Here is a 26,516-nt window from a genome sequence, read left to right on the forward strand (position 1 = left end):
TTCCGTCCAAATGTTTTTTATATTAAGTTGCTGATACAACTATGTTGTGACAAATAAATGATATTTTGGCTTATTTGAATAATTTCATGGCGAAATTAGTGCTAAGATAAGGTGCAACAATGTAATCGTATATTCAGTGGAAATGCCTTATTTTTACAAAAATATATATCGATGGTACTGACTGAATTTAAAACGATAAAAGGATTTGTGTTGGATGTGGATGGAGTATTGACAGATGGAACTGTACAAGTGAATGAAGCTGGAGAACAGCTGCGAACTTTTAATATCAAGGATGGGTACGCCATGCAATTGGCGATAAAAAAAGGTTATCCGATTTTTGTCATTACTGGGGGGGCATCCCTAGGAGTGGAGCGCCGTTTGCAGGGGTTAGGCATCAAAGAAATTCACTCGCGTGTCGTAGATAAACTTTCAAAACTGACAGCTTTGGCTAAAGACTATAATTTAGGACTTAATCAATTAATGTATATTGGTGATGATATTCCTGATTTTAGTTGTATGCGCGCTGTGGGTTTGGCTGTGTCTCCGGCAGATGCGGTGGAGGAAATCAAAAAGATATCGCACTACGTATCGAGTTTTGATGGTGGAAAAGGGGTTGTACGGGAACTGATTGAAAAAGTACTCAAAGTGCAAGGTAATTGGTATGTGGATGAATCAATAAAGAGTATGTAATGATGTTAGAAAATTTAAAGGACAAAACAATTATTTTAGGTTCTCAATCTCCTAGACGGAAACAGCTTTTATCAGGATTGGGTATCGAGTTTGAAGTGGAAGTACGGGAGACTGAGGAGTATGTTGATCCGAGTCTTTCAGCGAGTGAAGCAGTACGGCAGATTGCACTGCAAAAAGTGAAGGCTTTTGCAGATAAAGTAGATGGCTTGGTGATCTGCGCTGATACCGTTGTTGTGTCCACCGCGGGTGAAATTTTAGGGAAACCGAAGACTGCGGCAGAAGCCACGCAAACATTGGCAGCCTTATCTGGAAACAAACATGTGGTCATTACCGCGGTAGCGATACGTTGGGAGGGTGTCGTGCAATCCTTTGTCGAAACGACAACAGTGTATTTTCATGTATTGGAGCAAGAAGAAATCGACTATTACGTTTCGAAGTTTTCACCGCTCGACAAAGCTGGATCCTATGGTATTCAAGAATGGATTGGCTTAATTGCTATCGAGAAGATCGAAGGAGATTACAATAATGTCGTGGGACTTCCGACGGCGCGGTTATACCAAGCATTGAAAAGGTTAACATAAAACAGCGGCTATGCCGCTGTTTTATGTTAACCTCATACTATTTTATGAAATAACGAACGCCCGTATAAAACATACGTCCTGTTAAAGGGCCCCATAACATAGAGGTATCAAAGTAATTTCCGAAAGGCTGATCCGCTGCAAGGATGGGTGTTTTCTGAAAATAATTGGATAGGTTTTCACCACCGACATAAACGGTAAAGTTTTTGTCTTTTCCAAAAGTTTTGCTGATCTGTGCGTTCATCGTTGCATATGTTTTTGATTCGGTCGGCATCTGATATTCAACAGGATTATCCATTGTGGAAGGGATGCGTTTTGGTCCAACCACATTCAAGGTATAATCTAAGCTCCATCCAGCGTGATGGTTATACGCTAGATTGACGAAACCGCGATGTTTTGCCAACAAAGGCTTGGTTTTTCTGCCACTTTCAAAGTCAGTCTGAACATCCAATAGACGGTAGGCCAATCGTGTTTCAAAGTGTGGTGCCGGCATAAAGCGAAATTCCGTCTGCAAACTATTGGAGAATGATTTTCCGGTTAGGTTATAAAAACTGATTTCCCTTGGGTTTTCGTAGTCGACCACCACCTGGTTGGAAAAGTTATTATGAAAAAAATCAACGGAAGCGGAGGCTTCTCTTCCAAAGATACGCATCGTTTGATCTACTGCGACTCCTGTGTTCCAGGATACCTCAGGTTGCAGACCATATGCTTTAGCGTAAATATCCTGGGAGTGAATGATCAGCCTTCTACTACTGGCCAGAACTGCTGTATTTTCAGCAAAGATATTGGCTGTGCGCTGGCCCCTGCCTGAACTTGCACGGAACGTTGTTCCGGCGATAGGTGCATAGCGTAAATTCAGCCGCGGTGTTGTAAACCATCCGTACAATGAGTTATAGTCTTGACGTAGCCCTAAGACAGCGTCAAATTTTTCGGATGGGCTGAAGGTATATTCAGCAAATGCACCGGAAACAACCTCTTTACGTTTGAAGTTCTGATCTGTTAAGTACCACTCATCGTAATTATCGTAATTGATGGAGGCACCTACACGATATTTATGTGCTACAGTACCTATAATGTCCTGAAACAATAGATTCGCATAACCATTTTGTTGCTCGGAATTGTAGTTTTTTAGACCAAAATAACTTTTTTGATTATAGTTGGATCCAGCGAGCTGTAGACCGATGCTGCGGTGTTTATTTTCTGGAAATACATAGCCGATTTTAGCAAAACCTTCAACACGCTCGATGTCGAATCCAAGGCCATAACGATTTGTGGTTCCTTTATCTGTCTTCTTATCAAAATCTATCTGTCCGCCCGTGCGGTCATCATTTAGATACTTGACGCCAAATTGCACCATTAAGCCTTTACCATTCTCATATAACCAACGGTTTACACCTGAAAAAAGATTACCAATAGGGACATCCCTAAATCCATTGTGACTAAAGTTCATGGATTTATTGTACATAAAATTGTCATGTAATAACAGGGATGTTGACCAATGTTGACCTATTTTTTGTGAAAGATTTAGATTTACGTCGGTACGTCCCATGTTATTGGCATAGGCATTGAAAAATAATCTTTCAGAATTTTGTGGTTTTTTCAGTTCGACATTGATCTGACCAGCCATACTTTCATATCCATTGGCTACAGAACCTACTCCTTTAGCAATTTGGATAGATTCGATCCAGGTGCCAGCAATGGAATTTAATCCTAAGGGGGATGCTAAGCCACGTGGGCCCGGTAAGTTTTCGACCGTTAACTGGGTATATATACCACTTAGCCCCAGCATTTGAATCTGTTTGCTACCAGTCACGGCATCAGCGCTGATCACATCCACTGAAGCATTGGTTTCAAAGCTTTCACTGAGATCACAACAGGCAGCTTTAAATAATTCCTTTCCTGTAAGAACTTCCAGTCGAGCAGGAGTCATACGATCAATATAGGTGGATTGACGTGTTCCTTTGACTTCGACTTCCATCAGTACATTTCCCTTTGCCGTAATCATAACGACTTCATGTAGGTCTTTAATCGTGATCGTATCGGATTTCATGCCGACATAACTGACAACCAATTTGTCAAAACCTTCTTTGTGTTCCAACTTAAACACACCATTCTCATTACTTCTGGCATTTCTGCTGGGTAAGTTAGCCCAATGTAAATTAGCACCAACGATAGGTTTTAGATCTCCTTTTTCATTCTCTTCGACAACGACACCTGTAATGGTATGGGAATGACCATCGTGTCCAGCATCAATAGGGGCTACTTTCTTTTCGGGCGCTTTTCCGTTTTCCAATCGCGGGTACATACAGCATTCATGGAGTTTTGCATAGGATTCTTCACTCGCGATTAAGTTCTCAACATCATGCCCAACTTGGGCAATACTCTTTTTGATGGTCTCCAGTTCAACTTTTTGAGTATTGTATTTAAGATGTAGTAAATTATCGCTTGCATTCCATACAGCGCTTTCTACACCAGGTAATTTCGCCGCGGTTTCAATCCGCTTTTTACACATTGCACAATTACCGGCAACAGTCAGTGTTCGGGTGCTATCACTTTGTGCTTGCACAATGGCGAGGGAAAATAACAATAAAAGGGTTGTCGTATATATTTTTTTTAAAATTTGATTCATAGTTTTTTTGATTATGTACGGCCTGAAAAAAACGCGCATAGTAGATAAAGTCGAAGAGAAATCATCGACAATTATTTTGATTAAAAATCAAAAAAGAAAAGAATCAAATTCTGAAACTCTGATTTAGAATAAATACAGCGGGACTGTACCTTTTTATTACGGTGTTCTGATTAGCACTTAATTTCGATGGGTTGTCCTCATCGGTAGGAAATTGATAATAATTATATATCCAATGCAGTGTAACAATTGCCGGAGAGAAACTATTGAAATTAAGGGTTTGTGATAATCGATTAAATTCATCTACTTTTTGAGCGGCAATAACGACATCTTTACAACTGCCTTCTTGATGACAGTGATTTTGCTGCTTTTTATCCGACTTAGCACATAGTGGACAATGAGCCGTTTGATTTTGGCTTAATGAAATACTTTGCGCCTCACCTTGGCAAAAATGAAAATGTAAAGTTGCACCACTTGCCGTAAGCAAATAAAAAAATAAGCCGATAAACAATGCAATTTTCCTCATCACAACAAAAGTAGAGAAAATTTGTAATTTTTTCTTGTAATATTTTGGATAAATGTTATAACTTGTACATCAGAAAGAATAACCAAAAATTACCGTTATGATGTGTCTATTATTTATTAACTCCATTAGTTTATATTTATTAGCTGTTTTTTTAATAGTTGGTGCAGTTTTACTGTATAAAGTTTTTTACCATGTTATCCGTCGCATAGAGGAATAATACGGATAGTATAAGCGTTCTTAAGTTATCAGCTCATTAGTGGATCACTTTTTCCACTATTTCCGGTTTCTATACGACCCGCATACTGTTCCTCAAATGTGTTGTAATCTTTACAGCTCACACGGAAATCGTACCAAAAACTTTGTTCGGAAAGATCGAATTGAATTATCGTTGACGCTCCGGCTTTGAGTTGGATTTCCTTCCTATCTCTACCATAGCTGATATCCTCAAGTAGGAGACGATGGCTTTTACTATCGTTATTTGTACATGTGAAAGTGAGGCGTCCCGTAAATGACTGTTGATCGTTACTTTTTTCGTAAGTGCAGTGGATTTTAATTTTGGGGTGTTGGGCATCACCTTTAAACATACGATAGAATCCATTGGGGCCATATACCTCAAGTTGAAACTGCCCCTTGTCAAATGCATCGATCGACCAATTGTCAAAGATTCGGTCCCCTGAAGATACCGCGTAGTTACGGGAAGTGCCGATCTCCCCCTTATAAGGCGTGCCATGGTACACCGTAAAAGGTGAGCCCGCAGAACGTGTGCCGAACATTTTATTCCCCGCTTCAAATGTCAGTTGATATGTTCCATTTGATCCGTATTCTCCATGCACATAAAGTTCATAGGGAAGAATGCAGGAGTCACGAAGTCCTTGTTCTTGTTTCGGGAAATAAGGCGAACGGCTAGGGTTCTTTTCAATCTGCTCAATCTCCTCAGCTGTCAATGCTTTGAATCCCATTGGAAGTCCTTTAAATTGTGCTTGATGGATCTCTTTAATAAAAGACTGACGGTCCAATACCAACGGGTTTTTGATCAACTCCCCACGGTAAGGCCTAAAAATTGAAGTGAGATCCCCGCAGACTGTACGTCGCCAGCTACTTATATTGGTTTCTTTAACTTCCTTTTTGATTTTATGGCTAATGAATTTCTCTAAAAACTGTAAGCTCGATGTATGGTCAAATACCTGGGAATTTACCCATCCGCCCCTTGTCCAGGGTGAGGCTATGATCAAAGGAACACGATATCCCAGGCCGATATTGCTTTCTCTTCCGCTTTCCGGGTAATACTGTTCGTCGCGACGCACAAATTCCAATTTAGGGTCTATATCTGAAGATACTTTTCCGCTATTTGGTTCGTAAGGATTGGGCGCTGTAAAAGGAGCGAAGTGATCGAAATAACCATCATTCTCATCGTAAGTAAGTATAAAGATTGTTTTTTTCCAGATTTCTGGATTTTGAGTTAAGATATCCATAATCTCACTTACATACCAAGCGCCGAACCAAGGGGAATCGGGATGATCGGAGAAAAGTTGAGGTGGTGCAAGCCAAGATACGGTGGGTAGTTTACCTTCGGCAACATCTTTTCTGAATTGATACAGGACATCGCCTTTAGGGATCTGTAGCTCGCGTTGATTATCCCCCTCCTGGTATTGCATGGTCTCGAGTTCCATGTAACCGGGCTGAGCACTGTTATTGACAAAAGCACGGCGATGGATATCTTTTGTTCGTTCATCGAGTTTCTCGAAGTTCTCAGCGGTATAGTGTTGCAGCTCTTCGCGTACATGTGCATAGTCCTTACGCAACTTTTCAAGCGTATCTTTAGCAGGTGTAGCGGCTATTTTTTGTTCGAGTTCTTCTTTTTTACTTGTGAGTAGCTCCCTATATCGTGGACTGTATTTGACCTGATATTGCGGAAAGTATTCCATGGGATTGCACCCAAAGTTTGCTAACCAGCTATTGGCTTCACCACTGTAGCCAGCACTGCTCGAAGAAATCTCATTTTGGTATATTTTCCAATCTACGCCCAGCTCTGAAAGACGTTCGGGGAAAGTTTTCCAGTTCGCTTTACCACTAAATTCTGAATCACCATTCCATACTAAAGCTTTTCCGTTTAAGTTTTCCCGAATATTAGCAGTCCAAAAATAGAGTCTGTTGGGATTGGTGCCGGTGATACTTGAACAAAAATGTTGATCACAGATGGTAAAAGAATCCGCGAGCGAATAGTAGAATGGAATATCTTCACGTGTGTAATGTCCCATGGTTAGTGGAAGGTCTGCAAACTCTTTAAATCCGGAGTGCTTGACATCTAACCATCTATTCATCTTTCCGTTATTTCGGGCATCGGTCTGATCAGTCCAATTATGGGGGAGACAGCCCATCCATGTAATTCTTGAATCTTTGATATCTAATCGGAAAGGAGCGTATGTTGCTCCGTTTTTTTGCGTCTGCAACCATACTTTGTGTTTGTTCGGTTGACGGATCGCTCTTGGATCGTTGAAGCCCCGTACACCACGTAGCGTACCAAAAGCGTGATCAAAAGACCTGTTTTCCTGCATCAGTAAAACTATATGTTCGGCATCGTAAAAGGTGCTGCCCAAAGCAGGGTTGATAGCCATTGCTTTTGCAATCGCGGATGACATAACCTGAGAAAGTGATGCTCCACCAGCAAGCATGGCTGCTTTTTTCAAAAAATCTCTTCTTGTGTCCATACGTTAGTTTATTCGGTTAGTGATATGTCGAAATGTATGTTTTTTCAAATATTGGTTTTTACGGCCTAATTATAAAATAACAAGCGCTCAGTGAAAGAATTGTTACCTTTGACTGAACGCTTGTTTACTTCATTAAATAGAGGTTTACCCTTTTATTGATTTTATAAAATCAGGGATTTCATCCATATAATCTTTTTCTCCTAGTCTTCTTACAAATGCACTGCCGATGATTGCGCCTGCAGTATATTGACTTGCTTTTTGGAAGGCTTCTTTATTTGATATTCCGAACCCGACGATCAACGGATTTTTCAACTGAAGATCATGAATCCGTTTAAAGTACGCATTCGTATCTTCGCCTACATCCAGTGTTTTGCCCGTTGTGGCATTGGAGGATAATAAGTAGATAAAACTATTGGAAAGACTATCAATTTTTCTGATTCGTTCAGTGGAAGTCTGTGGTGTAACGATAAAGATATTCGCGATACCATTCTTTTCAAAAGTTTCCTGATAGAGGTCCTCATATTCATACATGGGTAGGTCAGGAATAATGACTCCGTCCACACCTACATTTTTACATTCTTCACAAAACTTCTCAACCCCGAATTGGATCACTGGGTTGACATAGCCCATCAGGAAGACCGGGATCCGAACATGCTGACGCAGTTCGCGCAACTGTTCAAATAATTTTTTTACGGTCATCCCGTTGGCCAGGGCAACTTCCGAACTGTGTTGGATAACAGGTCCGTCCGCAACAGGATCAGAGTATGGAAAACCAATCTCCAGAAAGTCTGCACCGGCTTCCTCCAACTTTTTAGCGATGCGGATTGTACTATCCAGTTCGGGATATCCCGCTGTAAAATATATCGATAGAAGGGGATTCCCTCCTTTTTTTTCAATCGTATTCATGCTTTAAAAATCAAAGTATTTCATATAGTTATCGAGATCCTTATCACCGCGTCCTGATAAACAAACCACGACGGTTTCATCACCTTTGAAAGGAATTTTGCCCAAATAAGCAAGTGCATGTGAACTTTCGATCGCAGGAATAATACCTTCCAGTCGAGTGAGTTCCAATCCTGCCTGCATAGCTTCATCATCTGTTATACTGACGTATTTTCCTCTTCCAGATTTAAATAGCCAAGCATGCTGCGGTCCGATGCCCGGATAATCAAGTCCGGCAGAGATCGAATAAGGTTCAATCACCTGGCCATCTTCAGTTTGCATTAATATGGACCGGCTTCCGTGCAATACGCCTTCTTTTCCCAAGGCAGTGGTTGCTGCAGATTCACCCGAATCAACACCATGTCCAGCGGCCTCTACAGCATATAACTGTACGTTTTCATCATCGAGAAAATGATAGAACATCCCTGCAGCATTGGATCCGCCACCGACGCAGGCGAGGACAATATCGGGATGTTCGCTACCGGTTTTTGTGAATAACTGTTTTTTCGTCTCTTCGGAAATAATTGATTGAAAACGGGCAACCATATCGGGATAAGGATGTGGACCGACGACAGATCCAATGATATAATGCGTATCTACCGGATTATTGATCCAATCCCGCAACGCTTCATTTGTTGCATCTTTGAGTGTCTTCGAACCAGATGTCGCTGCAATAACCTCGGCGCCCATCATTTTCATTCTTGCGACATTGGGTGCCTGGCGCTGAATATCAATCTCGCCCATGTAGACAGCGCATTGTATCCCTTTTAAGGCACAGACGGTTGCAGTAGCAACCCCGTGTTGTCCAGCACCTGTTTCTGCAATGATGCGTTTTTTTCCGAGACGCTCAGCCAAAAGGATCTGACCGATGGTATTGTTGATCTTATGTGCGCCTGTATGATTGAGATCCTCACGCTTGAGATAGATCGTTGTACCATATTTTTCTGAAAGCCGCTTGGCATGATACAAAGGAGAAGGGCGCCCGACGTAATCGCTTAGCAGCTGGTTAAATTCCTCCTGAAAGCTTTTCTCTTCAATTATTTTGAGATATTCTTCACGTAGCTCTTTTACATTGGGATAGAGCATTTCGGGGATATAGGCACCACCAAATGGGCCATAATATCCTTTTTCATTGACTTGATATATACTCATTTCTTAATACTATTTATACTGTGGCTCAAAAGATTAATATCTTTTAATCCTGGTTCTATTTCAAATTTTGAATTGAGATCCAAGGCATATAACCTGGGATCATCAGCTTGTAATGCTGCTTTAATATTATTCTCATCTAAACCGCCGCTTAGAAAATAGGGGTATTCAAGCTTATATTGGTGGAGTAAGGACCAGTCAAATTGTGTACCGGTACCACCGTAGGAATTACTTTTGGTGTCAAATAAAAAATAGTCAATTGCTCCTCCATAAGCATTCAATACGGTCCAGTCAAAATGTTGGTCTATACCGAAAGCTTTGATCAAGGTCACTTGCCCGCGTAGCTTCAGTTCTTTACAAAATTGAGGGCTTTCATCTCCATGTAGTTGCACTGCATTTAAGTTGAACTTGTCTATTTTGTCACAGATTTCGGCAAGGTCTGCATTGACAAAAACACCAACTTTTATGAGACCTTTGAGCCCCTTAATATATTCCTGATTGGCATCGCCGACAAAGCGTTTGGATTTTTTATAAAATATAAAGCCAATATAGTCAACAGCAAGTGAGGTCAGCCCAACGATATTGTCGGGATGTTTCATGCCGCAAACTTTTATCTTGATCGCCATCTTATTATTTTATTATTTTTTTGAAACTTTCGAGCGCCTTTCCAGCCATCAGTGATTCTTCGGCTTCATAGAAACAATCGCCAAAAGATTTTTCAGGATGAAAAGTTTTAATGGCAAATGCAGCATTAGTCAGGACAACGTTGTTCTGTATATCTGTACCTGTATTGTTCAAAATGGACAAGAATGTCTGCGCTGCTTCGGCAACGCTGTCACCGCCGGCTAATTCCTGTGGAAGAACAGGAGTGAAGCCTAACTCCTCCATATTATAATAGTTTTCCCCCTGATTGTTGATGACCTTGAAATCTCCGGTCATGGATATTTCGTCATAACCATCCAGTGCATGGATAATAGAATATTGTTTGTTTGTATTTTGGTATAAATAGCCGTAGAGCCGTGCAAGTTCCAAGCTGAATACACCGACAGATTGAAACCTCGGATTGGCCGGATTTGTTAATGGTCCCAACATATTAAAGAATGTCTTTACCCCCAATGCGCGACGTATGGGAGCAACAGTTTTCATGGCTGGGTGAAATAATGGTGCATGAAGAAAGCAGATATTGGCCTGGTCAAGCTGGCGCTGTAATTCGGTTTTGTCATTACTAAATTGATAACCTAAATACTCCATAACATTTGAGGAACCACAGCTCGATGACACCCCTATATTGCCATGCTTGGCCACCTGATAACCTGCGCCAGCTGTCACGAAAGAAGCAATTGTAGAGATGTTAAACGTGTTTTTGCCATCACCGCCAGTGCCACATAAGTCGATTAAGTCATAACCATCAAAATCCAGCTTGAGGCACAGATCGTACATAGCATCCCGAAACCCGCCAAGTTCTTCTACCCGTATACTTCGCATGCCATAAGCTGTCATAAAAGCAGCGATTTGATGACTGTCATATTTACCTTTGGCAATGTTCATCAAAATCTCATAAGCCTCTTGCCGCGAAAAAGTCTTGTATTCAAATAAATGAGCTAAAATTTCTTTCATAATATTTTTAAATAAAAAAGGCTTACCTTATTCAGGCAAGCCCATCATATCTTGATGTATATATCAAATAATGCAATAGGAGTTTGCCACAACGTTATTCGTTGTGCCACCACCAAGCCTTATTTAATATAGTTGTTATCATTTCCATTTTTATTAATACAAATATGGTTGATAGAATTTTAAAATGCAAGTCTTTTTGTTGAAAAATTTTTAAAAAATCTTCTAGTACGTCATATAGCTTACAAGCAGATCCACAAGACAGTCATAAATAATCCAAATTTATTGCACGTTGTCTATAGCTCGATCGACTGAGCGTTTCCAGGTTGACCTGAATATCTTGGGTACTAATCGGATAAACAAAGAATAAAGACGAAAAACAACTAATAGAACACAAAATGTGCTTTATTATTCCCTTTAGAAACCAGGGTGAAGGAAGCTATTTTTTTTCCCCGAATAACCGCAGCAAACACAAACCGTTTGAGATACCTTACGAAATACACCTGTTGCGGATCAATTCCCTCCAGGTCTATATCGTAGGTCTCCTTCCGGCCGGCTTCAACGAAGTTGATGTATTCTAATTTGTCGATATCCTTGCTTTGTACATTGATACGGATTTCGTCTATGCTGGCCAAAAGATACTCCTGTTGGTCTTCATCGAGGTTTTTAGCTGTTATGATATCCTGACTTAAAATGATGTCGGTCGCTAAATCGACATCATTAAGACGCTGTACGAAATTTTTTAATACAGCAATAGGTTCTTTCGCAGCTAAGCTTTCCTGAGCAGACAGGGAAGTGGCTAGCATACAGCTTATGAACGTTAATAACAATACCTTTACTTTTATCTTCATAAGCTTAAGACTGAACATCATAACAATGGATTAATTTCATGAAATAAAAAACGCCTTTCATCAAAAGGCGTTTTTTATCTGCTAATATTCATCTTCATTGAAGAAGAAATCATCTTTTGTCGGATAATCGGGCCAAATTTCTTCAATATTTTCATATGGCTCACCATCATCCTCAAGAGATTGTAAGTTTTCAATCACCTCAACTGGTGCACCCGAACGAATAGCATAATCGATTAATTCATCTTTTGTTGCTGGCCACGGTGCATCTTCTAGATGCGAAGCTAATTCTAATGTCCAATACATATAAAAACAATTTAAGTTCTCTATTTTCGCAAAACTATCATTTAATTTAACTTAAACAAGTAAATCAATTGTTATTTTTGTGTCAATAATATAAGTGTTTGATTTATAATGAAATAATATTTTTAAATATTCTCAAAGTCACTCCCTTTTTCATTTAGGGCACTTAGCCGTGGCGACACGGATTTGATATCAGCATTCGGATAATCGTTTTCAATCAGGCCATCGCGCATGCGTACAATACGATGGGCATGGAGTGCGATATCTTCTTCGTGTGTGACCAAAATGATGGTGTTTCCCTTGGAGTGAATCTCTTCGAGTAGACCCATGATTTCAATGGAGGTCTTTGTATCCAGATTTCCCGTTGGCTCATCGGCCAATATAATAGATGGATCATTGATTAATGCCCTGGCAACAGCCACCCGTTGTCGTTGTCCACCTGACAGTTCATTGGGTCTGTGATCCATGCGGTGTCCCAGTCCAACACTTTCTAATGCACTGGTCGCTTTTTCCTCGCGTTTAGCCTTATTATATCCGGCATAGATCAGCGGTAAGGCCACGTTCTCCAATGCCGTACTTTTGGGGAGTAAATTGAAAGTTTGAAATACAAAGCCGATCTCTTTATTTCTCACTTCAGCAAGCTCATCCTCAGACATGTCACTTACATTAATCCCATTCAGGATGTATTCACCTCTACTGGGGGTATCCAGGCAACCCAAAATGTTCATTAATGTGGATTTACCGGATCCCGAAGGTCCCATAAGCGCTACAAATTCTCCTTTGTGAATATTGAGTGTAACCGAACTGAGGGCATGGATTGTCTCCGAGCCTATTTGGTATTCGCGTGCAATATCCTTGATTTCGATTAATATCTTTCCTGACATATTTTTTGGACGTTCTCTGGATGATGAAAATACGATTTATTCTTCATAATCCAATAGGAATGCATTTTGTCGTAGACGATTTTCTCTAACTCTTCCGCATTGGTGTTATCAAAGTTTTTTGTTTCAATGGGTGCAAAAACATGAACTTTGACAATTCCTGGATGAGATCCTCTTTTGGCGCCATCATCGAAAAAGATATCCCATGCGTTCTCAATGATAATGGGAACTACAGGTACATCGTTTTGGACAGCAATACGGAAAGCTCCAGACTTAAAGGTGTGTATCTGAGGAGGAAATCCGTCATCGATTTTTCCTTCCGGAAAAATGACGACACTGCGACCATTTTGGACAAGCTCGTTGGCCCGTTGAAAAGCCTTAAATGAAGATACCTTACTTCTCCGTGTGACAGGAATGTCTATGGTCTTGAAAAATATACGGGTTACGGGGTTTTTAAGAAGAGAGGCCTTCCCTATAAATGAAAACGGGACAGGGCATAGGTAGGTTAGCGCTGTGATATCAAGCACTGAAGTATGATTGGGACAGAGCACCATCGGTTTGTTCCAATTCATTTTCGATTCATACGTGACCTTAAAAAATACACCCGCCAGCGCCGATCCACCAATCGATACCCAACGTCGCATACGTGCGATTCGAGCATAATTTTTTTCTGGATGCAAAGCCAAGAAATAGATATAGGGGAATAATACGATGAAAACAAGTAGAACGCTAATAAAATACCAATAACGATGGAGTTTTTTGAGCAATGGAACCATACAATTCAACTAATTTTGACCTAAAGTAAAAAAAGAAAATGGATAATTAATTATCCATTTTCTTTTTAGTCTATTGTAAAGCCATACTTCTTGTAGATCTGCTTGGCTGTGGGGGAGTCCATAAATTTCAGGAAATCATCTGCAGCCTGTGCATGTGGCGCATTTTTCAATTTTGCGGCCACATAGGTTGCTGTGGTATTCTGCGCATCCGGAATGGCTATGCCTTCAACAGGATGACCGATAAGCTGTTGATAGACGACCTCAGATGTCCATACTGGCGCGACATCTGCTTGACTATAAAGGATCCGCATGGGGCTTTCGCGATGATGTATTTTTGTCAAATACGTACTGCCGTCCTTTACCTTATCTTCCATAATTTTCTTGACCAGCTGTTCGCCGCCTGCTTTTTTATAGGAAGCCTTAATTTGTTCACCTATACCTTCCCATTGCGGATTAGGCATGCTAATCCGTACATTGACTTTCCCCAGATCATTCAACGATTTGATATTTGCGGGATTACCCTTTGGGATCATCAAACAGATGTTGTTGTAACAATAAGTTTGCGTATGGCTGAAATTATCGGCCATTTCATTGATGGCCCGCTTGCTGGCTGTGTAGATATCGGGTTTGTGTGTAATGCGTAGATTGCCAATGGTGATGGAGCCCCCTTTAATCTGTTTCGCTAGAATTCCAGGCGGCAATGTTTCGACAAAAATACGTTCGTATTGTGGGTATTCTTTTTTGAAAGATGCCAGTAAATCATCCACGACCATAAATTGGTTGCCGGCAAAAAAGACAGTGAGCTGCGGATTTTCAATATCGCCATATAGGTCTGGAATATTGTCTATCCCCGGAACTGTAAAATTCAATGCTGACACTGGTGGATTGTTCCAAGGGGGATCAAAACGATGTTCCTGCGCCTTAATTTTTGGAAGGGCAAAGCATGCCAGAGCGAGACTTAACGTGATTAATTTTCTCATCATACTATGGTTTAACAATGACCCAACCTTCATTTGCCCTTAAGATCAATTCGCCGTTCCCACTGGGAACATAACCGATGAAGTCAAATAACTCTTCTTTTGCGATATGCTTCTCTTCCAACGTATTTAAACACTGTGCGACAATAACACCTTTTTCGACGAGGTCCTGCAATGGTTTTTCATACTGACTGTTCTTTTTTAGATAGGCCTCGGTACCTCCTGAAAAAGCCACGAGTTCAATTTGAAGATGTCCTTTCAGCCGCGGATCTTTCAGCACATTGTTGATATTGCGAATGGCTTTCTCAATTGTTTTTGGATCATTGCTATCCAATTGATAGATCGCTTTATACGTTTTTTTCTTAGCAATTGCGCCCGTATATTGGTGGTTGTCAAGTAGTAATTTGCTGGTTTGAGCTTTCGCTTGAATTGTTGTCATCGCTAAGAGGATGCAGGCAATTGTCAAATGTTTTTTCATCATATTAAAAATTATAAGGTCCGTGTTTATGTTGTTCTAAACTAATATTGTCCGCATATGGAGGATAAGGACTATCCTTTGGCTTCTTTGCCAGATTCGGGTAATCAAATTCCTTATTTACTTTTTTTGGACGGTCGAAAGAGTTGATGTAAGCCGCGACATCATAGGCTTCATCATCGCTGAGCTGCGGCGCGTCGTAGCTTGCTCCCAAGGGCATATTTGCTTTAATAAAACGTGTGGCGGTAAGCAACCGGGCCATGCCGGCTCCATCATTATAGCTATCTTTGCCCCAAAGTGGGGGATATAAATATCCCTTACCGGTAGGCTGTAGCATACCCTGTCCATCTTTTCCATGGCAGTTGGTGCATTTGCCTTCAAATACCAACTTACCATGTTTCAGGTCTGCTGCACGATTTGGTATGTTCATTTTGACAAAGCCCTGTCCGGCTAACCGCCCTTTATTGCGTGTATTGATACTGATGTTTTTTATATAAGTTACAATCGCACGCATTTCTTTACTGTTTTCGGGTATAGCGCGACCGTTCATACTTCGTTCAAAACAGCCATTAATACGTTCTTCCAGCGATTCCACTTTGTTTTCCCGTCCGATATATGTCGGGAAAACATTGGTGAGTCCGACATAGGGGGCAGCAAAAGCCTTTGTTCCACCATTGAGATGGCAACTGGTACAGGCTAATTTATTTCCAATTTTTAGTTCTCCATCGTAAAAATAGTCATACGTATTTTTGATCAGTTTCTCGCCATAACTAGCCATTTCACCTTCAGGATTGTCTTCGAAAGAAACTGCTTTGAACTGTGATACATGTGTTATCAGTGAATCATTGGTTACAGCGGATGAATCTTTCGATCTATCATTGTTTTCGTGCTTAAGTGGGAATACACAGAGTGTCGTACAAGTGATAAACAATGCGATAATGATCCAACTGAGCGCCTTTAGGTAATTTGTTAGTTTTTTGTATTCCATGACTCTAATTCGTTTGGACAAATCTACTAGCCTATTGACTGGGATTAAAACGAAGATTCTTTATGAGATATAACCAAATGTTATATCTTGAAATTTTGCCTTAGGCAGAACTGTAGGAATTGATTGGGCGTGCCAGCAAGGCCTCCATAAAGATGAGTGAAATAAAAATAGCGTTCAATGCATAAATGTGGGATATCTACGATAGATAATTGATTCTGTAATACCTCCCGCTGTACCGTATGAATGGAAAGGAAGGCGAAGCTATGACGACGGGCCAGATAGCCCTTAATACTTTCTGTCGATGGCAGTATCATTTCGATCTGGATTTCAGATAAATTAATACCTCGGTCTTTTAACGCGTTTTCAATAATGGTACGCGTACCCGACCCCTGCTCACGAAGCACTAGGGGTAAACGCGTTATATCCGAAAGGATAGGTGATTTTAATTGCTTAAGTAAGGGGTTATCGCTATTGGTGACCAAGACAAGTTCGTCTTTCATAAAAGGGATATATTTTAAAGCCCGGTTGTCCGTTGAGCCTTCCGTGATCCCGAGATCTAATGTTTTGTCAATAAGCTGTTCTTCAATGCTTCGGCTATTGGACTGAAAAGACTGGATGCGGTTATTGGGGTATTGGGTTAGAAAATCTGCCAAAAGCGTTGGAAGTACATATTGCGATATGGTCGTACTGGCACCCAAAATAAGATTTCCTTTTCGGCCTGCTTGCAGTTGCTGTATTTCCTGCCCTGCTTGATTATAGAGATTGATAATCTGTTGGGCATATTTATAAAGAATTTGTCCTGATTCCGTCAGTTCAAGGTTATTACCTTTTCTTTCAAAAAGAGGAACCCCGAGTTTTTTTTCGAGTTCCTGGATATTTTTACTGACCGCGGGCTGTGAGATAAACAGTGCTGAGGCAGTCTTGGTAAAATTAAGATGCTGAGCTGCAGTATAAAATACGATAAGACGAAAATCAAAATCCATAAAAAGATAAAGGGTTATTTCTAAAATTTAAAAATAACCCTTTATCTAATGAAAAACTAAATTATTTACTTAGTTCTGCGTAATATTTATGAAATAAAGGAATTGTTGAGATACCCATCAGATAATTCTCGATGCCATATTTTTCGTTTGGAGAGTGCAGGTTGTCGCTGTCTAATCCAAATCCTAGCAGCACTGTCTTAAGCCCTAAGACTTCTTCAAATAAAGCAACAATTGGAATAGATCCTCCGCCACGGGTAGGGACTGGTTTAACACCAAATGCATCGTGTAATGCTTTCTCAGCAGCTTTATAGGCAACACTATCTGTTGGTGTAACTACAGGCTCACCGCCGTGATGTGGTTTTACTTGGACCTTAACATAATTGGGTGCAATACCTTCAAAATGTTTTTTGAATAGCTCCGTTATACGTTCTGAATTTTGGTTTGGTACAAGACGCATCGAAATTTTTGCATGTGCTTTAGAAGGTAGCACAGTTTTAGCACCTTCACCGATATATCCACCCCAAATACCGTTAACCTCTAGGGTAGGACGGATTCCTGTACGTTCTAATGTTGTATATCCCTTTTCTCCCCATATGTTTTGAATACCTAGATCTGCTTTGTATTCTTCAATGTCAAAAGGAGCCTCATTCAACGCCTTACGTTCTTCAGCCGACAATTCAATGACATCGTCATAAAATCCAGGGATTGCGATATGATTATTTTCATCGTGCAGGGAAGCGATGAGTTTTGCAAGAATCGTAGCTGGATTTGCAACAGCTCCACCATATACACCTGAGTGCAGATCCCGGTTTGGTCCAGTAACTTCAACCTCCACATAAGAAAGTCCACGGAGGCCTGTCTCCAAAGAAGGTTGTGCCATACTGATCATAGAAGTATCTGAAATCACGATCACATCGGCTTTAAGTCTTGCCGTGTTTTCCTTGACAAAAGTACCTAAGTTGACAGAACCAACTTCCTCTTCACCCTCGATCATGAATTTGATGTTACATGCCAAAGCATTGTTTTGCATCATATATTCGAAAGCTTTCACATGCATATAGAACTGTCCCTTGTCATCAGCAGAGCCGCGGGCATATATTTTACCATCGCGGATAGTCGGTTCAAAAGGAGGGGTATCCCATAATTCATAGGGATCAGCTGGCTGGACGTCGTAGTGACCATAAGTCAATACAGTAGGCAATGAAGGGTCAATGATTTTTTCACCATAAACAATTGGATTACCAGCAGTGGCACAAACTTCTACGTTGTCGGCCCCTGCATCACGCAGTTTTTGAGCGACAAATTCAGCTGTCTTCTGTACGTCGCCCTTAAATTTAGGATCAGCACTAACCGAAGGTAAACGCAATAAATCAAACAACTCATCTAAAAAACGTTGCTTGTTTGCTTCTACATATTCTTTAATGTTTTGCATATTGTTTGTATTTGAAACAAATTTACACAAATCGGTACATTTAACTCAATTTGTTGTAACCTTTTCAGAGCTGACAGTGACTAATGTTAAAATTAAATCAAATATTATGGAAAAAGAGTCAATGGCAGCAATTATGGGTGTGGGATTATTCACCTGTATCACCCTTTGTGTTTATTTTATCATGCGTTACCGCAGTACCGCAATCAATATCCCTGGAGAGGATCGAAAGAAGCAGCCCTCAGATTGGCAGAAACCAGGTATTTTAGTGTTAGGAATAGGTCTTGGGCTTCTTATTGTTGGCGTGATACAAAATTATGTGAATGCCGATCTGCCTGATTCATTAGCTGTTGCGATTTTGATCATAGCTGCCGGTGTGTCAATGATTATAGCCAATAAACTCGATAAAAAACACGACATTTAGCCCTTCAATGGATGAAATTTATATTCGAAAAGTACTGTCCGGAGATGTTGAGTCGTATCGGTATTTTATAAAAACGTATCAGGATATGGCTTTTTCTGTTGCGCTTTCTATCGTTAAGCAGGAGCATTTGGCCGAAGATGTTGTTCAAGAGGCTTTTATTAAATGCTATCAGTCCTTATCCTCTTTCAAAGGCAAATCAAAATTTAGTACCTGGTTTTATCGTATCGTTGTTCATGTTGCTTTTAATAGCATCCGATACAAGAAATTAGCCCTGATCGATTTTGATTTGGTAGACCATGACCAGGCCTATGATGAGTCCATTCTCGATGAAATTATTAACAACGAGCGAAAAGAAATGATCAATGATGCCCTTGCTATTTTATCGCCTAAGGAATCTGTCGCCCTACGCCTATTTTATCTGGAGGAACAAGCTATGGAAGAAATTCAGGAAATAATGGGCTGGACACTTGCTAATACAAAAGTGATTCTACATCGGGCACGAAAAAATATGCAACAGGTCTTGAATCAATTGATAAAGAAATCAGAATATCATGGATAACGAACACAAGAAAATGAAACAGATTATACAAATGAGCAAAGTAAGCATGCCATTTGATGATTTAGAACAACGCATTATGGGACGGATTGAAGAGTTGGAAAAAGCAAAAATTAAAGCGCTTTCAGATAAAAAATATGCCATTGTATTTTTTCTTTTGGGATCCATCTGCGGTATTGTACTCAATAGCTATTATATGAATAAAATTCAAATGATTGAGATGGCGGTTGCTTACCGTACTTATATCTCGATATTTTTCCAACTTATTTTTGTAATACTAATCTGCTTTTTTTGCCTGCAATTATGGAAATTGATCAAGATCCAACAGCATAAAAGCTATCAATAATTTCGAATCTTTTATGGAATATATGTACTTTATATATCTTAGTATTAAAACCTTTTATTTCGTTTCAATTAGCGACTGATTTCTAAAAGACGCTTTCCGGGAAATAAAATTAAATTTATTGTAACAAAACATTGGTTTTATATACTAATGTTATATTGATATTAATATACTATCCAACAATTTTATGAAAAGAGTTTTGCAAATTCTCTTATTTTTCGTTTTTGGTATTCATGGAATAGCTATGGGGCAGTCCAAAATTACCGGAAAGATAAGTGATGTAAAAGATCAGGTTAAATTATCCGATGCAACAGTCATGTTATTAACCGCTAAAGATTCTATTTTGACAGGTTTTACAAGATCGGATGAAAATGGTGTTTTTTCCTTATCCAGGCCAGATACGGGGTCCTATCTTTTGATTGTGAGTTATCCTAAATATGGTGATTATTATACGCAAATTGCCCAAGGTAAGGACTATTCCAAATTAACTGTGGGGTTGACCAAAACAGCTACTTTATTGGAAGAAGTGATCGTGACGGGTCGAATCCCTATTACCATAAAGGGCGACACCACAGAGTATGACGCTGGTAGTTTTAAAGTGGAAAAAAATGCGAAGGTGGAGGATCTGCTGAAAGTTTTACCCGGGATCACCGTGGACGCATCGGGCAAGATTACTGCGCAGGGTAAGACTGTCAAAAAAGTACTCGTGGATGGTGAGGAATTTTTCGGAGATGATCCGACACTGGTCACCCGGAATATCCGATCGGATATGGTCGATAAAGTGCAGGTGTACGAAAAAAAATCCGAGCAGGCTGAGCGAACTGGTGTTGATGATGGGCAACGTGAGCAGACCATCAACGTCAAGCTTAAAGACGGGGCCAAAAATGGTATGTTTGGAAAAGCGTTAATCGGGGGTGGTACCAGTGATTATTACATGGGTCAACTGATGTTGAATAAATTCAAAGGATCTCAAAAGATCTCCGTTTATGGTCTCTTTGGAAATAATGGTACAACAAGTATGAATTGGCAAGATGCGCAGAAATATGGCGGCGACTCGGGCGTTTCATACGGGGATGACGGATCCATGTCCTGGTCTAATTTTACGGATCCTTTTTCAGGGCAGGGTGTAATCGGTATACCACGTGCCATCAATTCGGGTGTTAATTTTTCGGACAAATTCAATAAAGATAAACATAACGTCAATATCAACTATAAATATGGAAGGTTAAGCAGTGACGGGGATGATGAGACAATCAGCACAGGGCTGATCAATAATAAATCAACGAAATCTGTAGATACTGAGAACGATCAGCATCGTGCCAATTTAAAATATGATCTGAATTTTGATTCATTAAATACCTTGACCATCCGTGGTGGAGTTTCCCGAAAAAATCTTTGGTCGGACAACAAACGTGAAGCCTATCAGTTTACCCAGAATATGGATACAACTGTCGCTGAAAACACCCGAGAGATCATCAAGAACACGGTCAACGAGTTTAATTTTAGTACTTATTTTACGCATAAATTTAAGAAGAAAGGACGCTCATTTACATTTGATGGTCAATTCAGACGAAATGAAATGATAGGAGATGGTTATCTATTCTCAACGGTTAAGAATTCCGTTAAAAAGGATACCACAGAATATAATCCAATAGAATCCACAGACCAACGCAAAGACCGTAATAGTAAAAATGACGTGCTGGGTGCTTCGGTCTCGTACACGGAACCTTTATCTAAAGTCTGGAATCTCGTTATAGGAACCGGAATAGAAAGTAGTAACAGTTCCTCCCGTGTCGGATCGTTCAATAAAGATGCTGACGGGGAGTATAATGAGCTGGACAGTCGTTTCAGTAATGATTATAATTTTGATAGGCGGAGCAGTAGGTATAAATTGGCCATAGTGCATACCACCGAAAAGCTGAAGTTTACCGTTGCCAATAATTTTAATAACGATAAACTGGAGCAATATAACAACAATAGTAAACAGGGCCTGTCCAGAAGTTATTTTACCTATAATCCCAATGTGAGTGCTGGCTATTCCTTTACAAAGACCAAGGGGTTATGGATGAATTATACCGGAAAGAATCAATTGCCTTCCATGAGCCAGATTCAGCCCATTTTGGATAATTCTGACCAGATCAACCGTTATTTAGGAAATGAAAATCTAAAACCTTCGTTTAGAAACTCCTTAAATATCAATTATAACTCATTTCGGATTCTTACCGGAAGTTATATCTATGCAGGGGGAAATATTACTTTGGATAAAAACCCGATCACACAAAATATTGATACTGCGCAAGGCCTCAATATCTATACCTGGAATAATGTTGGGGGTAAAACAAATACCTCAGTTAATATCTGGTCAGGATATCATTTTAAATTGAGTAAGAAACTGGGATTATCTAATTCGCCACAATTTTATGTGAATATGAGCGACAACTATAATCTATTCAACCAGCAATTAAACAAGGTTAATACAACGAACTTCAATTTTACGTATAATTTTAAACGAGATACCAAGACGGGATTAAATTTCGATTTAAACTTCAGCCCACAATACCGCTTAATGAAATCGAGCTTGGAACGTAATACGAATAGCAATGGTTTTGTATTCGGTTCGAATGGTAGTGTAGAATATTTTGTAAGCAAAACCTTTAAAGTCTATACGAACTATAGTTATACCTACGAAGCGGCAACAAAAGCATTTGATGAAAAATTTGAACAATTTCTATTGCATCCCGGTGTAAGTAAAAAGTTCCTGAAGAATGAATCCCTGATGTTGGATTTCACGATCAATGATGTCCTTAATCAGAATAAAGGTTTTAGCCGTTCGGCATCAACATCCATTTTTACACAACGCCGTTATGATACAATCCGGAGATACTATATGCTTAAGCTATCCTGGGACTTCACAAAAATGTTTTTATAAAATTTAAGTTAAATATCATGTTAAAATATATTATTTTTCTCTTTTTGTGCTGTGGAGTCCTGAGCCTTAAGGCGCAATACACCCTATTCGGAAGGTCTGGCAGCATTTCCTACGATAAGACCATGTACATAAAAAATATTGTGGGTAAGAAATTCTTAGCGAAGGCTGATGATAACTCAAAACAATTTTTTGAACGTATTCTTCCTAAGTTACCGGAGAGTGCCGTGCTGAAGAAAACCATGAAATTCAATACTACTGAAACTTTATTTGAATCGGTAAAGGATGAGAATCCAGATGCAGAGATTAAACAGTACATTATGATGCTTGCACTGGATTTTGAAGCAACTACCTTGTCAAATATGGCCACTCGTTCTTTTCTAAGGTATAATGATATTGTAGGTGAAAAGATCATTGTTGAGGATACCATGAAACGGATCAAATGGAAGGTAACCGACGAATATCGCGAAGTCGCCGGATACAATTGTCGAAGAGCCAATGGGCTAACAGCAGATTCAATTTATGTGATAGGTTATTATTGCAATGAGATTCCTATCAGCGGCGGTCCTGAATCTATCAATGGCCTTCCCGGAATGATCCTGGGATTGGTCGTGCCAAGTCAACATGTTTCTTATTTTGCGACTAAAGTTGAATTAAGTAATGACCTGGTCATGGATAAAAAAAAGTTTGAAAAAAGTAAGGTAAAGCGGATGACGAGAAAGACCATGACCGATCAGATTTCGGGTGTGTTGTCACAACACATGAATAAAGAGACCGTTCAGTTTATTATGGAACTGGGGAATTTATAAGTTTTGGCGGATACATTTGGAATAGAAACCAGTGTTTTACTAACCATTTAGATAATAAAAGCCCTTCATAAAAAGGGCTTTTATTATGTTTTAAACTTTTATGTTTTTGTATATCAATTAATTATAATTAATATTTGCGTCTTTTTTTTTGATGTATTTTTTTGAGATAAATTAAAATTAACTAAAACAAAATATTAGTTTTGTGTACGAATTTTATTTTTATAACTATACTATCCAAGCTATTTTATGAAAAGAGTGGGGCAACTACTTTTACTTATTTTATTCTGTTTCTACGGAATAGTTAATGCACAATCCCGAATTGAGGGGAAAATCAGTGATGTGAAGGATCATCTTAAGTTGCACAATGCAACAATTATGTTGTTGACAGCTAAAGATTCCATCTTGACTAATTTTACTCGGTCTGACGAAAACGGTAAGTTCTCATTGGAACAACCCGCATCTGGTGAATATTTTATTGTTGTCACTTATCCAAAATACGGTGAATATTATGCCGAGATTTTGCCTGGACAGAATTACAGCAACATGTCTATTGGTATGACCAGCAGTACAACACTGTTGGAAGAAGTGATCGTAATGGGACGTGTGCCGATTAGCATCAAGGGCGATACGACTGAGTACGATGCTGGAAGTTTTAAAGTTGAAAAAAATGCGAGGGTTGAAGATCTGTTGAAAGTGCTGCCTGGGATTACAGTAGATGCTTCGGGTAAGATTACGGCACAGGGAAAAACAGTGAAGAAGATGCTTGTTGATGGTGAGGAATTCTTTGGTGACGATCCGATTTTGGTCAGCCGGAATATCCGCTCGGATATGGTCGACAAGATTCAGGTCTACGAGAAAAAATCCGATAAAGCTGAGAAAACGGGTATTGATGATGGTGAACGTACCCAGACCATCAATGTGAAGTTGAAGGAGGAAGCTCGACGCGGAATATTTGGAAAAGTAGACGTTGGTGGAGGTAGCGATAAGTTCTACTCCGGGCAAGGCTTTTTGAACTATTTTAATCAGTCTTTTAAGGTTTCAGCCTATTTGATCGCAAGTAACACGGGGAAGAGCGGACTCAGTTACGAAGAATCATCAAGCATGGGTGGAGACTATGATCGAGGAGATAATTTTGACGGTGAAGGTATTCCAAAGTCGCTGAATACCGGATTTCTATATTCAGATAAAACGGCTAATAAAAAACACGCTTGGCGAATCGACTATAAATATATTCGCTCCAATGTGGATCTGGACCGAAATGTATTCACACGCAATGCAGCTCGTGATACAATATTGACCAGCAATAGTAATACGCTTGCCTCCAATGAAAATAAAAAACATAATGTTGGCTTGAAATACGAATTTAAAGTGGACTCGATGTCGGATTTAACGGTATGGGCAGGTGCTAACAAAAGACATGACAACAGTTCTTCGGAGACACAATCAACTACCGTTAATCAATTTGAACAGAAGGTGAACGATAACATCCGAAAATTTAAGAATGACACCAAATCAGAACAGTACAATGCATCGGCACTCTACGTACGAAGATTTAAGAAGAAGGGGCGTTCGCTATCATTCAATTATTCTACATCGGGTTATAAACAAGATGGTGAGCAGGAATTATATTCCAAGTTGACATTTTATAAAGAAGGGAAAGCTGAAAGGGATTCAACCCTCGATCAGAAAAAATTTGTAAACAATAGCTCTTTTTCTATGGGTGGGGAGTTTGCTTATTCCGAACCGATCTCAAAGAAGGTTATTTTATCATTTGAATACGGACTCAATTTCAATAGAAACAACAACGCAGTTGAATCATTCGATAAGAATCTTAACACAGGAGCTTTTGATACACTAGATAGCTTGTATAGCAATGACTTTCTGTATAAAACGACAAAGAATAGCTATAACCTTGCGGTGAATTACAAACCGCTCGAAAAGCTGGCAGTCAATGTGTCGAATAGATTTGAAAACAGCAAATTGTCCCAGTTCAACCGAATGGAAAATTCGGGGCTTGCCCGTTCATTTTTTGTGTATAATCCGGTAATCAATGTCAATTATGAACTCCAAAAAAATAAATCGGTCAAATTGGAATATCGGGGTACAAATGGTTTGCCTTCCTTAAATCAGATTCAGCCCCTACGATCGAATTTGGACCCCCTGAATGAATATCTAGGTAATGAGAATCTGAAACCTTCGTATACCAATAATCTTGATCTGAGCTATAGGACCTATTCCGTATTGAAAGACAAGTTTATTGGTATCTATGTAAGTGCTTCACGCACAAACAATGCTTTGGTGCAAAATACAACGATCGATTCCTTGGGTAAGACTACCTTTGTCTGGGGCAATTTGAACCATCATAGCAACAATCAAATTAGCATCATGCCGAGGTATTATGGTAAGCTCTGGAAAAAATTTCAATTGAGACACGGAGGGGGACCATTCGTATCTTTCAGCAACAATTACAATTATGTCAATGGTGTTTTGGCGAATGCCAAAGTGCAGAGCTATTCCGTATATTATGGAGTACAACGATCGACAACCAAAGGCCTGGATTTTGATATCAATGTATCTCCGGGATATCTTATCCAGGATAATTCCATCGGTGCAATGACGGATAGCAAGGGCTTCACATTTTCATCTGAGGGAAACCTGAAATACTTTCTACCGTCTAAATTTATTGTGCGAGCGGATTTCAGCTATAGTTATCAGGCTCCCACGGCAGTGTACAGCAAAAAATTTGAACGATTTGTCTTGAGTCCTGCACTGTCTAAAAAATTCAGGAAAGATGAAAAGCTGGAATTAACCTTTACGGTCAATGACCTGTTGAAGCAGAATGTGGGTTTTGACCGAAATCAAAACGGAACCCTGCTGACCGAACGTAGGTTCAACACAATCAGTAGATATTATATGGTGAAGCTCACTTGGGAAATCAATAAAATGCTCGTAAAATCTAAATAAC

At 39.7% G+C, this 26,516-nt stretch carries 24 protein-coding genes; 8 read left to right on the plus strand and 16 right to left on the minus strand.

From position 1 onward, the window contains the following. Window positions 1-171 precede the first annotated feature (171 nt). Both B4A24_RS17610 and B4A24_RS17615 read left to right on the plus strand, forming a co-directional pair. Window positions 172-690 carry a KdsC family phosphatase gene (locus B4A24_RS17610; protein ID WP_293946359.1) on the plus strand — a complete coding sequence of 173 codons (519 nt, stop codon included), beginning with the start codon at window positions 172-174 and terminating at the stop codon, window positions 688-690. Further along, window positions 690-1,271, plus strand: coding sequence for a Maf family protein (locus tag B4A24_RS17615; protein WP_293946360.1), 582 nt, complete (start codon window positions 690-692; stop codon window positions 1,269-1,271). Before B4A24_RS17610 ends, B4A24_RS17615 begins: the two co-directional genes overlap by 1 nt. A 37-nt stretch (window positions 1,272-1,308) precedes the next feature. Here the strand turns inward: B4A24_RS17615 and B4A24_RS17620 are convergent, their stop codons facing one another. From B4A24_RS17620 to B4A24_RS17695, 16 genes are all read right to left on the minus strand, one after another. Continuing rightward, window positions 1,309-3,897 (minus strand): TonB-dependent receptor domain-containing protein, encoded by a 2,589-nt coding sequence (locus B4A24_RS17620; protein ID WP_293946361.1) that lies wholly within the window; start codon window positions 3,895-3,897, stop codon window positions 1,309-1,311. 103 nt (window positions 3,898-4,000) lie between these two features. Continuing rightward, window positions 4,001-4,420, minus strand: coding sequence for an HYC_CC_PP family protein (locus B4A24_RS17625; protein ID WP_293946362.1), 420 nt, complete (start codon window positions 4,418-4,420; stop codon window positions 4,001-4,003). 245 nt (window positions 4,421-4,665) lie between these two features. Continuing rightward, a complete protein-coding gene (locus B4A24_RS17630) occupies window positions 4,666-7,128 on the minus strand; it encodes a phosphocholine-specific phospholipase C (protein ID WP_293946363.1) in 2,463 nt (820 codons plus the stop codon). A 144-nt stretch (window positions 7,129-7,272) separates the two neighbouring features. Then, window positions 7,273-8,034, minus strand: coding sequence for a tryptophan synthase subunit alpha (trpA, locus tag B4A24_RS17635; protein ID WP_293946364.1), 762 nt, complete (start codon window positions 8,032-8,034; stop codon window positions 7,273-7,275). Window positions 8,035-8,037: 3 nt separating this feature from the next. Then, on the minus strand, window positions 8,038-9,222 hold the full coding sequence (trpB, locus tag B4A24_RS17640) for a tryptophan synthase subunit beta (RefSeq protein ID WP_293946365.1): 1,185 nt from the start codon (window positions 9,220-9,222) through the stop codon (window positions 8,038-8,040). After that, the gene (locus B4A24_RS17645; protein WP_293946366.1) at window positions 9,219-9,818 is read right to left on the minus strand and encodes a phosphoribosylanthranilate isomerase; all 600 of its coding nucleotides are present in this window, start codon (window positions 9,816-9,818) and stop codon (window positions 9,219-9,221) included. Before B4A24_RS17645 ends, trpB begins: the two co-directional genes overlap by 4 nt. 31 nt (window positions 9,819-9,849) lie before the next feature. Continuing rightward, a complete protein-coding gene (gene trpD / locus B4A24_RS17650; RefSeq protein WP_293946367.1) occupies window positions 9,850-10,836 on the minus strand; it encodes an anthranilate phosphoribosyltransferase in 987 nt (328 codons plus the stop codon). A gap of 380 nt (window positions 10,837-11,216) precedes the next feature. Beyond that, window positions 11,217-11,684 (minus strand): hypothetical protein, encoded by a 468-nt coding sequence (locus B4A24_RS17655; protein ID WP_293946368.1) that lies wholly within the window; start codon window positions 11,682-11,684, stop codon window positions 11,217-11,219. An 81-nt stretch (window positions 11,685-11,765) separates the two neighbouring features. Then, the gene (locus tag B4A24_RS17660; protein ID WP_028072584.1) at window positions 11,766-11,987 is read right to left on the minus strand and encodes a DUF2795 domain-containing protein; all 222 of its coding nucleotides are present in this window, start codon (window positions 11,985-11,987) and stop codon (window positions 11,766-11,768) included. A gap of 122 nt (window positions 11,988-12,109) precedes the next feature. Then, window positions 12,110-12,868 (minus strand): ABC transporter ATP-binding protein, encoded by a 759-nt coding sequence (locus B4A24_RS17665; RefSeq protein WP_172393745.1) that lies wholly within the window; start codon window positions 12,866-12,868, stop codon window positions 12,110-12,112. Then, window positions 12,850-13,641: a lysophospholipid acyltransferase family protein gene (locus tag B4A24_RS17670; protein ID WP_293946369.1), complete on the minus strand. Its 792-nt coding sequence runs from the start codon at window positions 13,639-13,641 to the stop codon at window positions 12,850-12,852. Before B4A24_RS17670 ends, B4A24_RS17665 begins: the two co-directional genes overlap by 19 nt. 65 nt (window positions 13,642-13,706) lie before the next feature. After that, on the minus strand, window positions 13,707-14,624 hold the full coding sequence (locus B4A24_RS17675) for a substrate-binding domain-containing protein (RefSeq protein WP_293946370.1): 918 nt from the start codon (window positions 14,622-14,624) through the stop codon (window positions 13,707-13,709). Between the two features lies 1 nt (window position 14,625). Further along, window positions 14,626-15,099, minus strand: coding sequence for a DsrE family protein (locus B4A24_RS17680; protein WP_293946371.1), 474 nt, complete (start codon window positions 15,097-15,099; stop codon window positions 14,626-14,628). A 1-nt stretch (window position 15,100) separates the two neighbouring features. After that, the gene (locus tag B4A24_RS17685; protein WP_293946372.1) at window positions 15,101-16,081 is read right to left on the minus strand and encodes a c-type cytochrome; all 981 of its coding nucleotides are present in this window, start codon (window positions 16,079-16,081) and stop codon (window positions 15,101-15,103) included. A gap of 80 nt (window positions 16,082-16,161) precedes the next feature. Continuing rightward, on the minus strand, window positions 16,162-17,064 hold the full coding sequence (locus B4A24_RS17690; RefSeq protein ID WP_293946373.1) for a LysR family transcriptional regulator: 903 nt from the start codon (window positions 17,062-17,064) through the stop codon (window positions 16,162-16,164). A 61-nt stretch (window positions 17,065-17,125) separates the two neighbouring features. Beyond that, window positions 17,126-18,496 carry a dipeptidase gene (locus B4A24_RS17695; protein ID WP_293946374.1) on the minus strand — a complete coding sequence of 457 codons (1,371 nt, stop codon included), beginning with the start codon at window positions 18,494-18,496 and terminating at the stop codon, window positions 17,126-17,128. 106 nt (window positions 18,497-18,602) lie between these two features. Here B4A24_RS17695 and B4A24_RS17700 point away from each other — a divergent pair, with 106 nt between their 5' ends. From B4A24_RS17700 to B4A24_RS17725, 6 genes are all read left to right on the plus strand, one after another. Then, window positions 18,603-18,917, plus strand: a complete 315-nt coding sequence (locus B4A24_RS17700) for a hypothetical protein (RefSeq protein WP_293946375.1) — start codon at window positions 18,603-18,605, stop codon at window positions 18,915-18,917. A 7-nt stretch (window positions 18,918-18,924) separates the two neighbouring features. Beyond that, window positions 18,925-19,476, plus strand: coding sequence for an RNA polymerase sigma factor (locus B4A24_RS17705; protein ID WP_293946376.1), 552 nt, complete (start codon window positions 18,925-18,927; stop codon window positions 19,474-19,476). After that, window positions 19,469-19,819 carry a hypothetical protein gene (locus tag B4A24_RS17710; protein WP_293946377.1) on the plus strand — a complete coding sequence of 117 codons (351 nt, stop codon included), beginning with the start codon at window positions 19,469-19,471 and terminating at the stop codon, window positions 19,817-19,819. The genes B4A24_RS17705 and B4A24_RS17710 overlap by 8 nt, the downstream gene beginning before the upstream one ends. A gap of 184 nt (window positions 19,820-20,003) precedes the next feature. Continuing rightward, entirely contained in the window at window positions 20,004-22,745 is a 2,742-nt protein-coding gene (locus B4A24_RS17715) for an outer membrane beta-barrel protein (protein WP_293946378.1), read from the plus strand. Window positions 22,746-22,762: 17 nt separating this feature from the next. After that, window positions 22,763-23,551: a GLPGLI family protein gene (locus B4A24_RS17720; RefSeq protein ID WP_293946379.1), complete on the plus strand. Its 789-nt coding sequence runs from the start codon at window positions 22,763-22,765 to the stop codon at window positions 23,549-23,551. 246 nt (window positions 23,552-23,797) lie between these two features. Further along, on the plus strand, window positions 23,798-26,515 hold the full coding sequence (locus tag B4A24_RS17725; protein ID WP_293946380.1) for an outer membrane beta-barrel protein: 2,718 nt from the start codon (window positions 23,798-23,800) through the stop codon (window positions 26,513-26,515). The last annotated feature ends 1 nt before the right edge of the window (window position 26,516 follow it).

The sequence above is a fragment of the Sphingobacterium sp. UBA7249 genome, assembly GCF_002472835.1.
In the GTDB taxonomy this organism is placed as follows: domain Bacteria; phylum Bacteroidota; class Bacteroidia; order Sphingobacteriales; family Sphingobacteriaceae; genus Sphingobacterium; species Sphingobacterium prati.

What these genes read in the sequence shown, in the direction of transcription:
- trpA (WP_293946364.1), bottom strand. Translation starts at nt 8,034, where the DNA reads ATGAATACGATTGAAAAAAAAGGAGGGAATCCCCTTCTATCGATATAT.
- B4A24_RS17660 (WP_028072584.1), bottom strand. Translation starts at nt 11,987, where the DNA reads ATGTATTGGACATTAGAATTAGCTTCGCATCTAGAAGATGCACCGTGG.
- B4A24_RS17690 (WP_293946373.1), bottom strand. Translation starts at nt 17,064, where the DNA reads ATGGATTTTGATTTTCGTCTTATCGTATTTTATACTGCAGCTCAGCAT.
- B4A24_RS17670 (WP_293946369.1), bottom strand. Translation starts at nt 13,641, where the DNA reads ATGGTTCCATTGCTCAAAAAACTCCATCGTTATTGGTATTTTATTAGC.
- B4A24_RS17620 (WP_293946361.1), bottom strand. Translation starts at nt 3,897, where the DNA reads ATGAATCAAATTTTAAAAAAAATATATACGACAACCCTTTTATTGTTA.
- B4A24_RS17725 (WP_293946380.1), top strand. Translation starts at nt 23,798, where the DNA reads ATGAAAAGAGTGGGGCAACTACTTTTACTTATTTTATTCTGTTTCTAC.
- B4A24_RS17655 (WP_293946368.1), bottom strand. Translation starts at nt 11,684, where the DNA reads ATGAAGATAAAAGTAAAGGTATTGTTATTAACGTTCATAAGCTGTATG.
- B4A24_RS17705 (WP_293946376.1), top strand. Translation starts at nt 18,925, where the DNA reads ATGGATGAAATTTATATTCGAAAAGTACTGTCCGGAGATGTTGAGTCG.
- B4A24_RS17630 (WP_293946363.1), bottom strand. Translation starts at nt 7,128, where the DNA reads ATGGACACAAGAAGAGATTTTTTGAAAAAAGCAGCCATGCTTGCTGGT.
- B4A24_RS17645 (WP_293946366.1), bottom strand. Translation starts at nt 9,818, where the DNA reads ATGAAACATCCCGACAATATCGTTGGGCTGACCTCACTTGCTGTTGAC.
- B4A24_RS17665 (WP_172393745.1), bottom strand. Translation starts at nt 12,868, where the DNA reads ATGTCAGGAAAGATATTAATCGAAATCAAGGATATTGCACGCGAATAC.
- B4A24_RS17615 (WP_293946360.1), top strand. Translation starts at nt 690, where the DNA reads ATGATGTTAGAAAATTTAAAGGACAAAACAATTATTTTAGGTTCTCAA.
- B4A24_RS17710 (WP_293946377.1), top strand. Translation starts at nt 19,469, where the DNA reads ATGGATAACGAACACAAGAAAATGAAACAGATTATACAAATGAGCAAA.
- B4A24_RS17700 (WP_293946375.1), top strand. Translation starts at nt 18,603, where the DNA reads ATGGAAAAAGAGTCAATGGCAGCAATTATGGGTGTGGGATTATTCACC.
- B4A24_RS17625 (WP_293946362.1), bottom strand. Translation starts at nt 4,420, where the DNA reads ATGAGGAAAATTGCATTGTTTATCGGCTTATTTTTTTATTTGCTTACG.
- trpD (WP_293946367.1), bottom strand. Translation starts at nt 10,836, where the DNA reads ATGAAAGAAATTTTAGCTCATTTATTTGAATACAAGACTTTTTCGCGG.
- B4A24_RS17610 (WP_293946359.1), top strand. Translation starts at nt 172, where the DNA reads ATGGTACTGACTGAATTTAAAACGATAAAAGGATTTGTGTTGGATGTG.
- B4A24_RS17685 (WP_293946372.1), bottom strand. Translation starts at nt 16,081, where the DNA reads ATGGAATACAAAAAACTAACAAATTACCTAAAGGCGCTCAGTTGGATC.
- B4A24_RS17720 (WP_293946379.1), top strand. Translation starts at nt 22,763, where the DNA reads ATGTTAAAATATATTATTTTTCTCTTTTTGTGCTGTGGAGTCCTGAGC.
- B4A24_RS17680 (WP_293946371.1), bottom strand. Translation starts at nt 15,099, where the DNA reads ATGATGAAAAAACATTTGACAATTGCCTGCATCCTCTTAGCGATGACA.
- B4A24_RS17675 (WP_293946370.1), bottom strand. Translation starts at nt 14,624, where the DNA reads ATGATGAGAAAATTAATCACGTTAAGTCTCGCTCTGGCATGCTTTGCC.
- trpB (WP_293946365.1), bottom strand. Translation starts at nt 9,222, where the DNA reads ATGAGTATATATCAAGTCAATGAAAAAGGATATTATGGCCCATTTGGT.
- B4A24_RS17715 (WP_293946378.1), top strand. Translation starts at nt 20,004, where the DNA reads ATGAAAAGAGTTTTGCAAATTCTCTTATTTTTCGTTTTTGGTATTCAT.
- B4A24_RS17695 (WP_293946374.1), bottom strand. Translation starts at nt 18,496, where the DNA reads ATGCAAAACATTAAAGAATATGTAGAAGCAAACAAGCAACGTTTTTTA.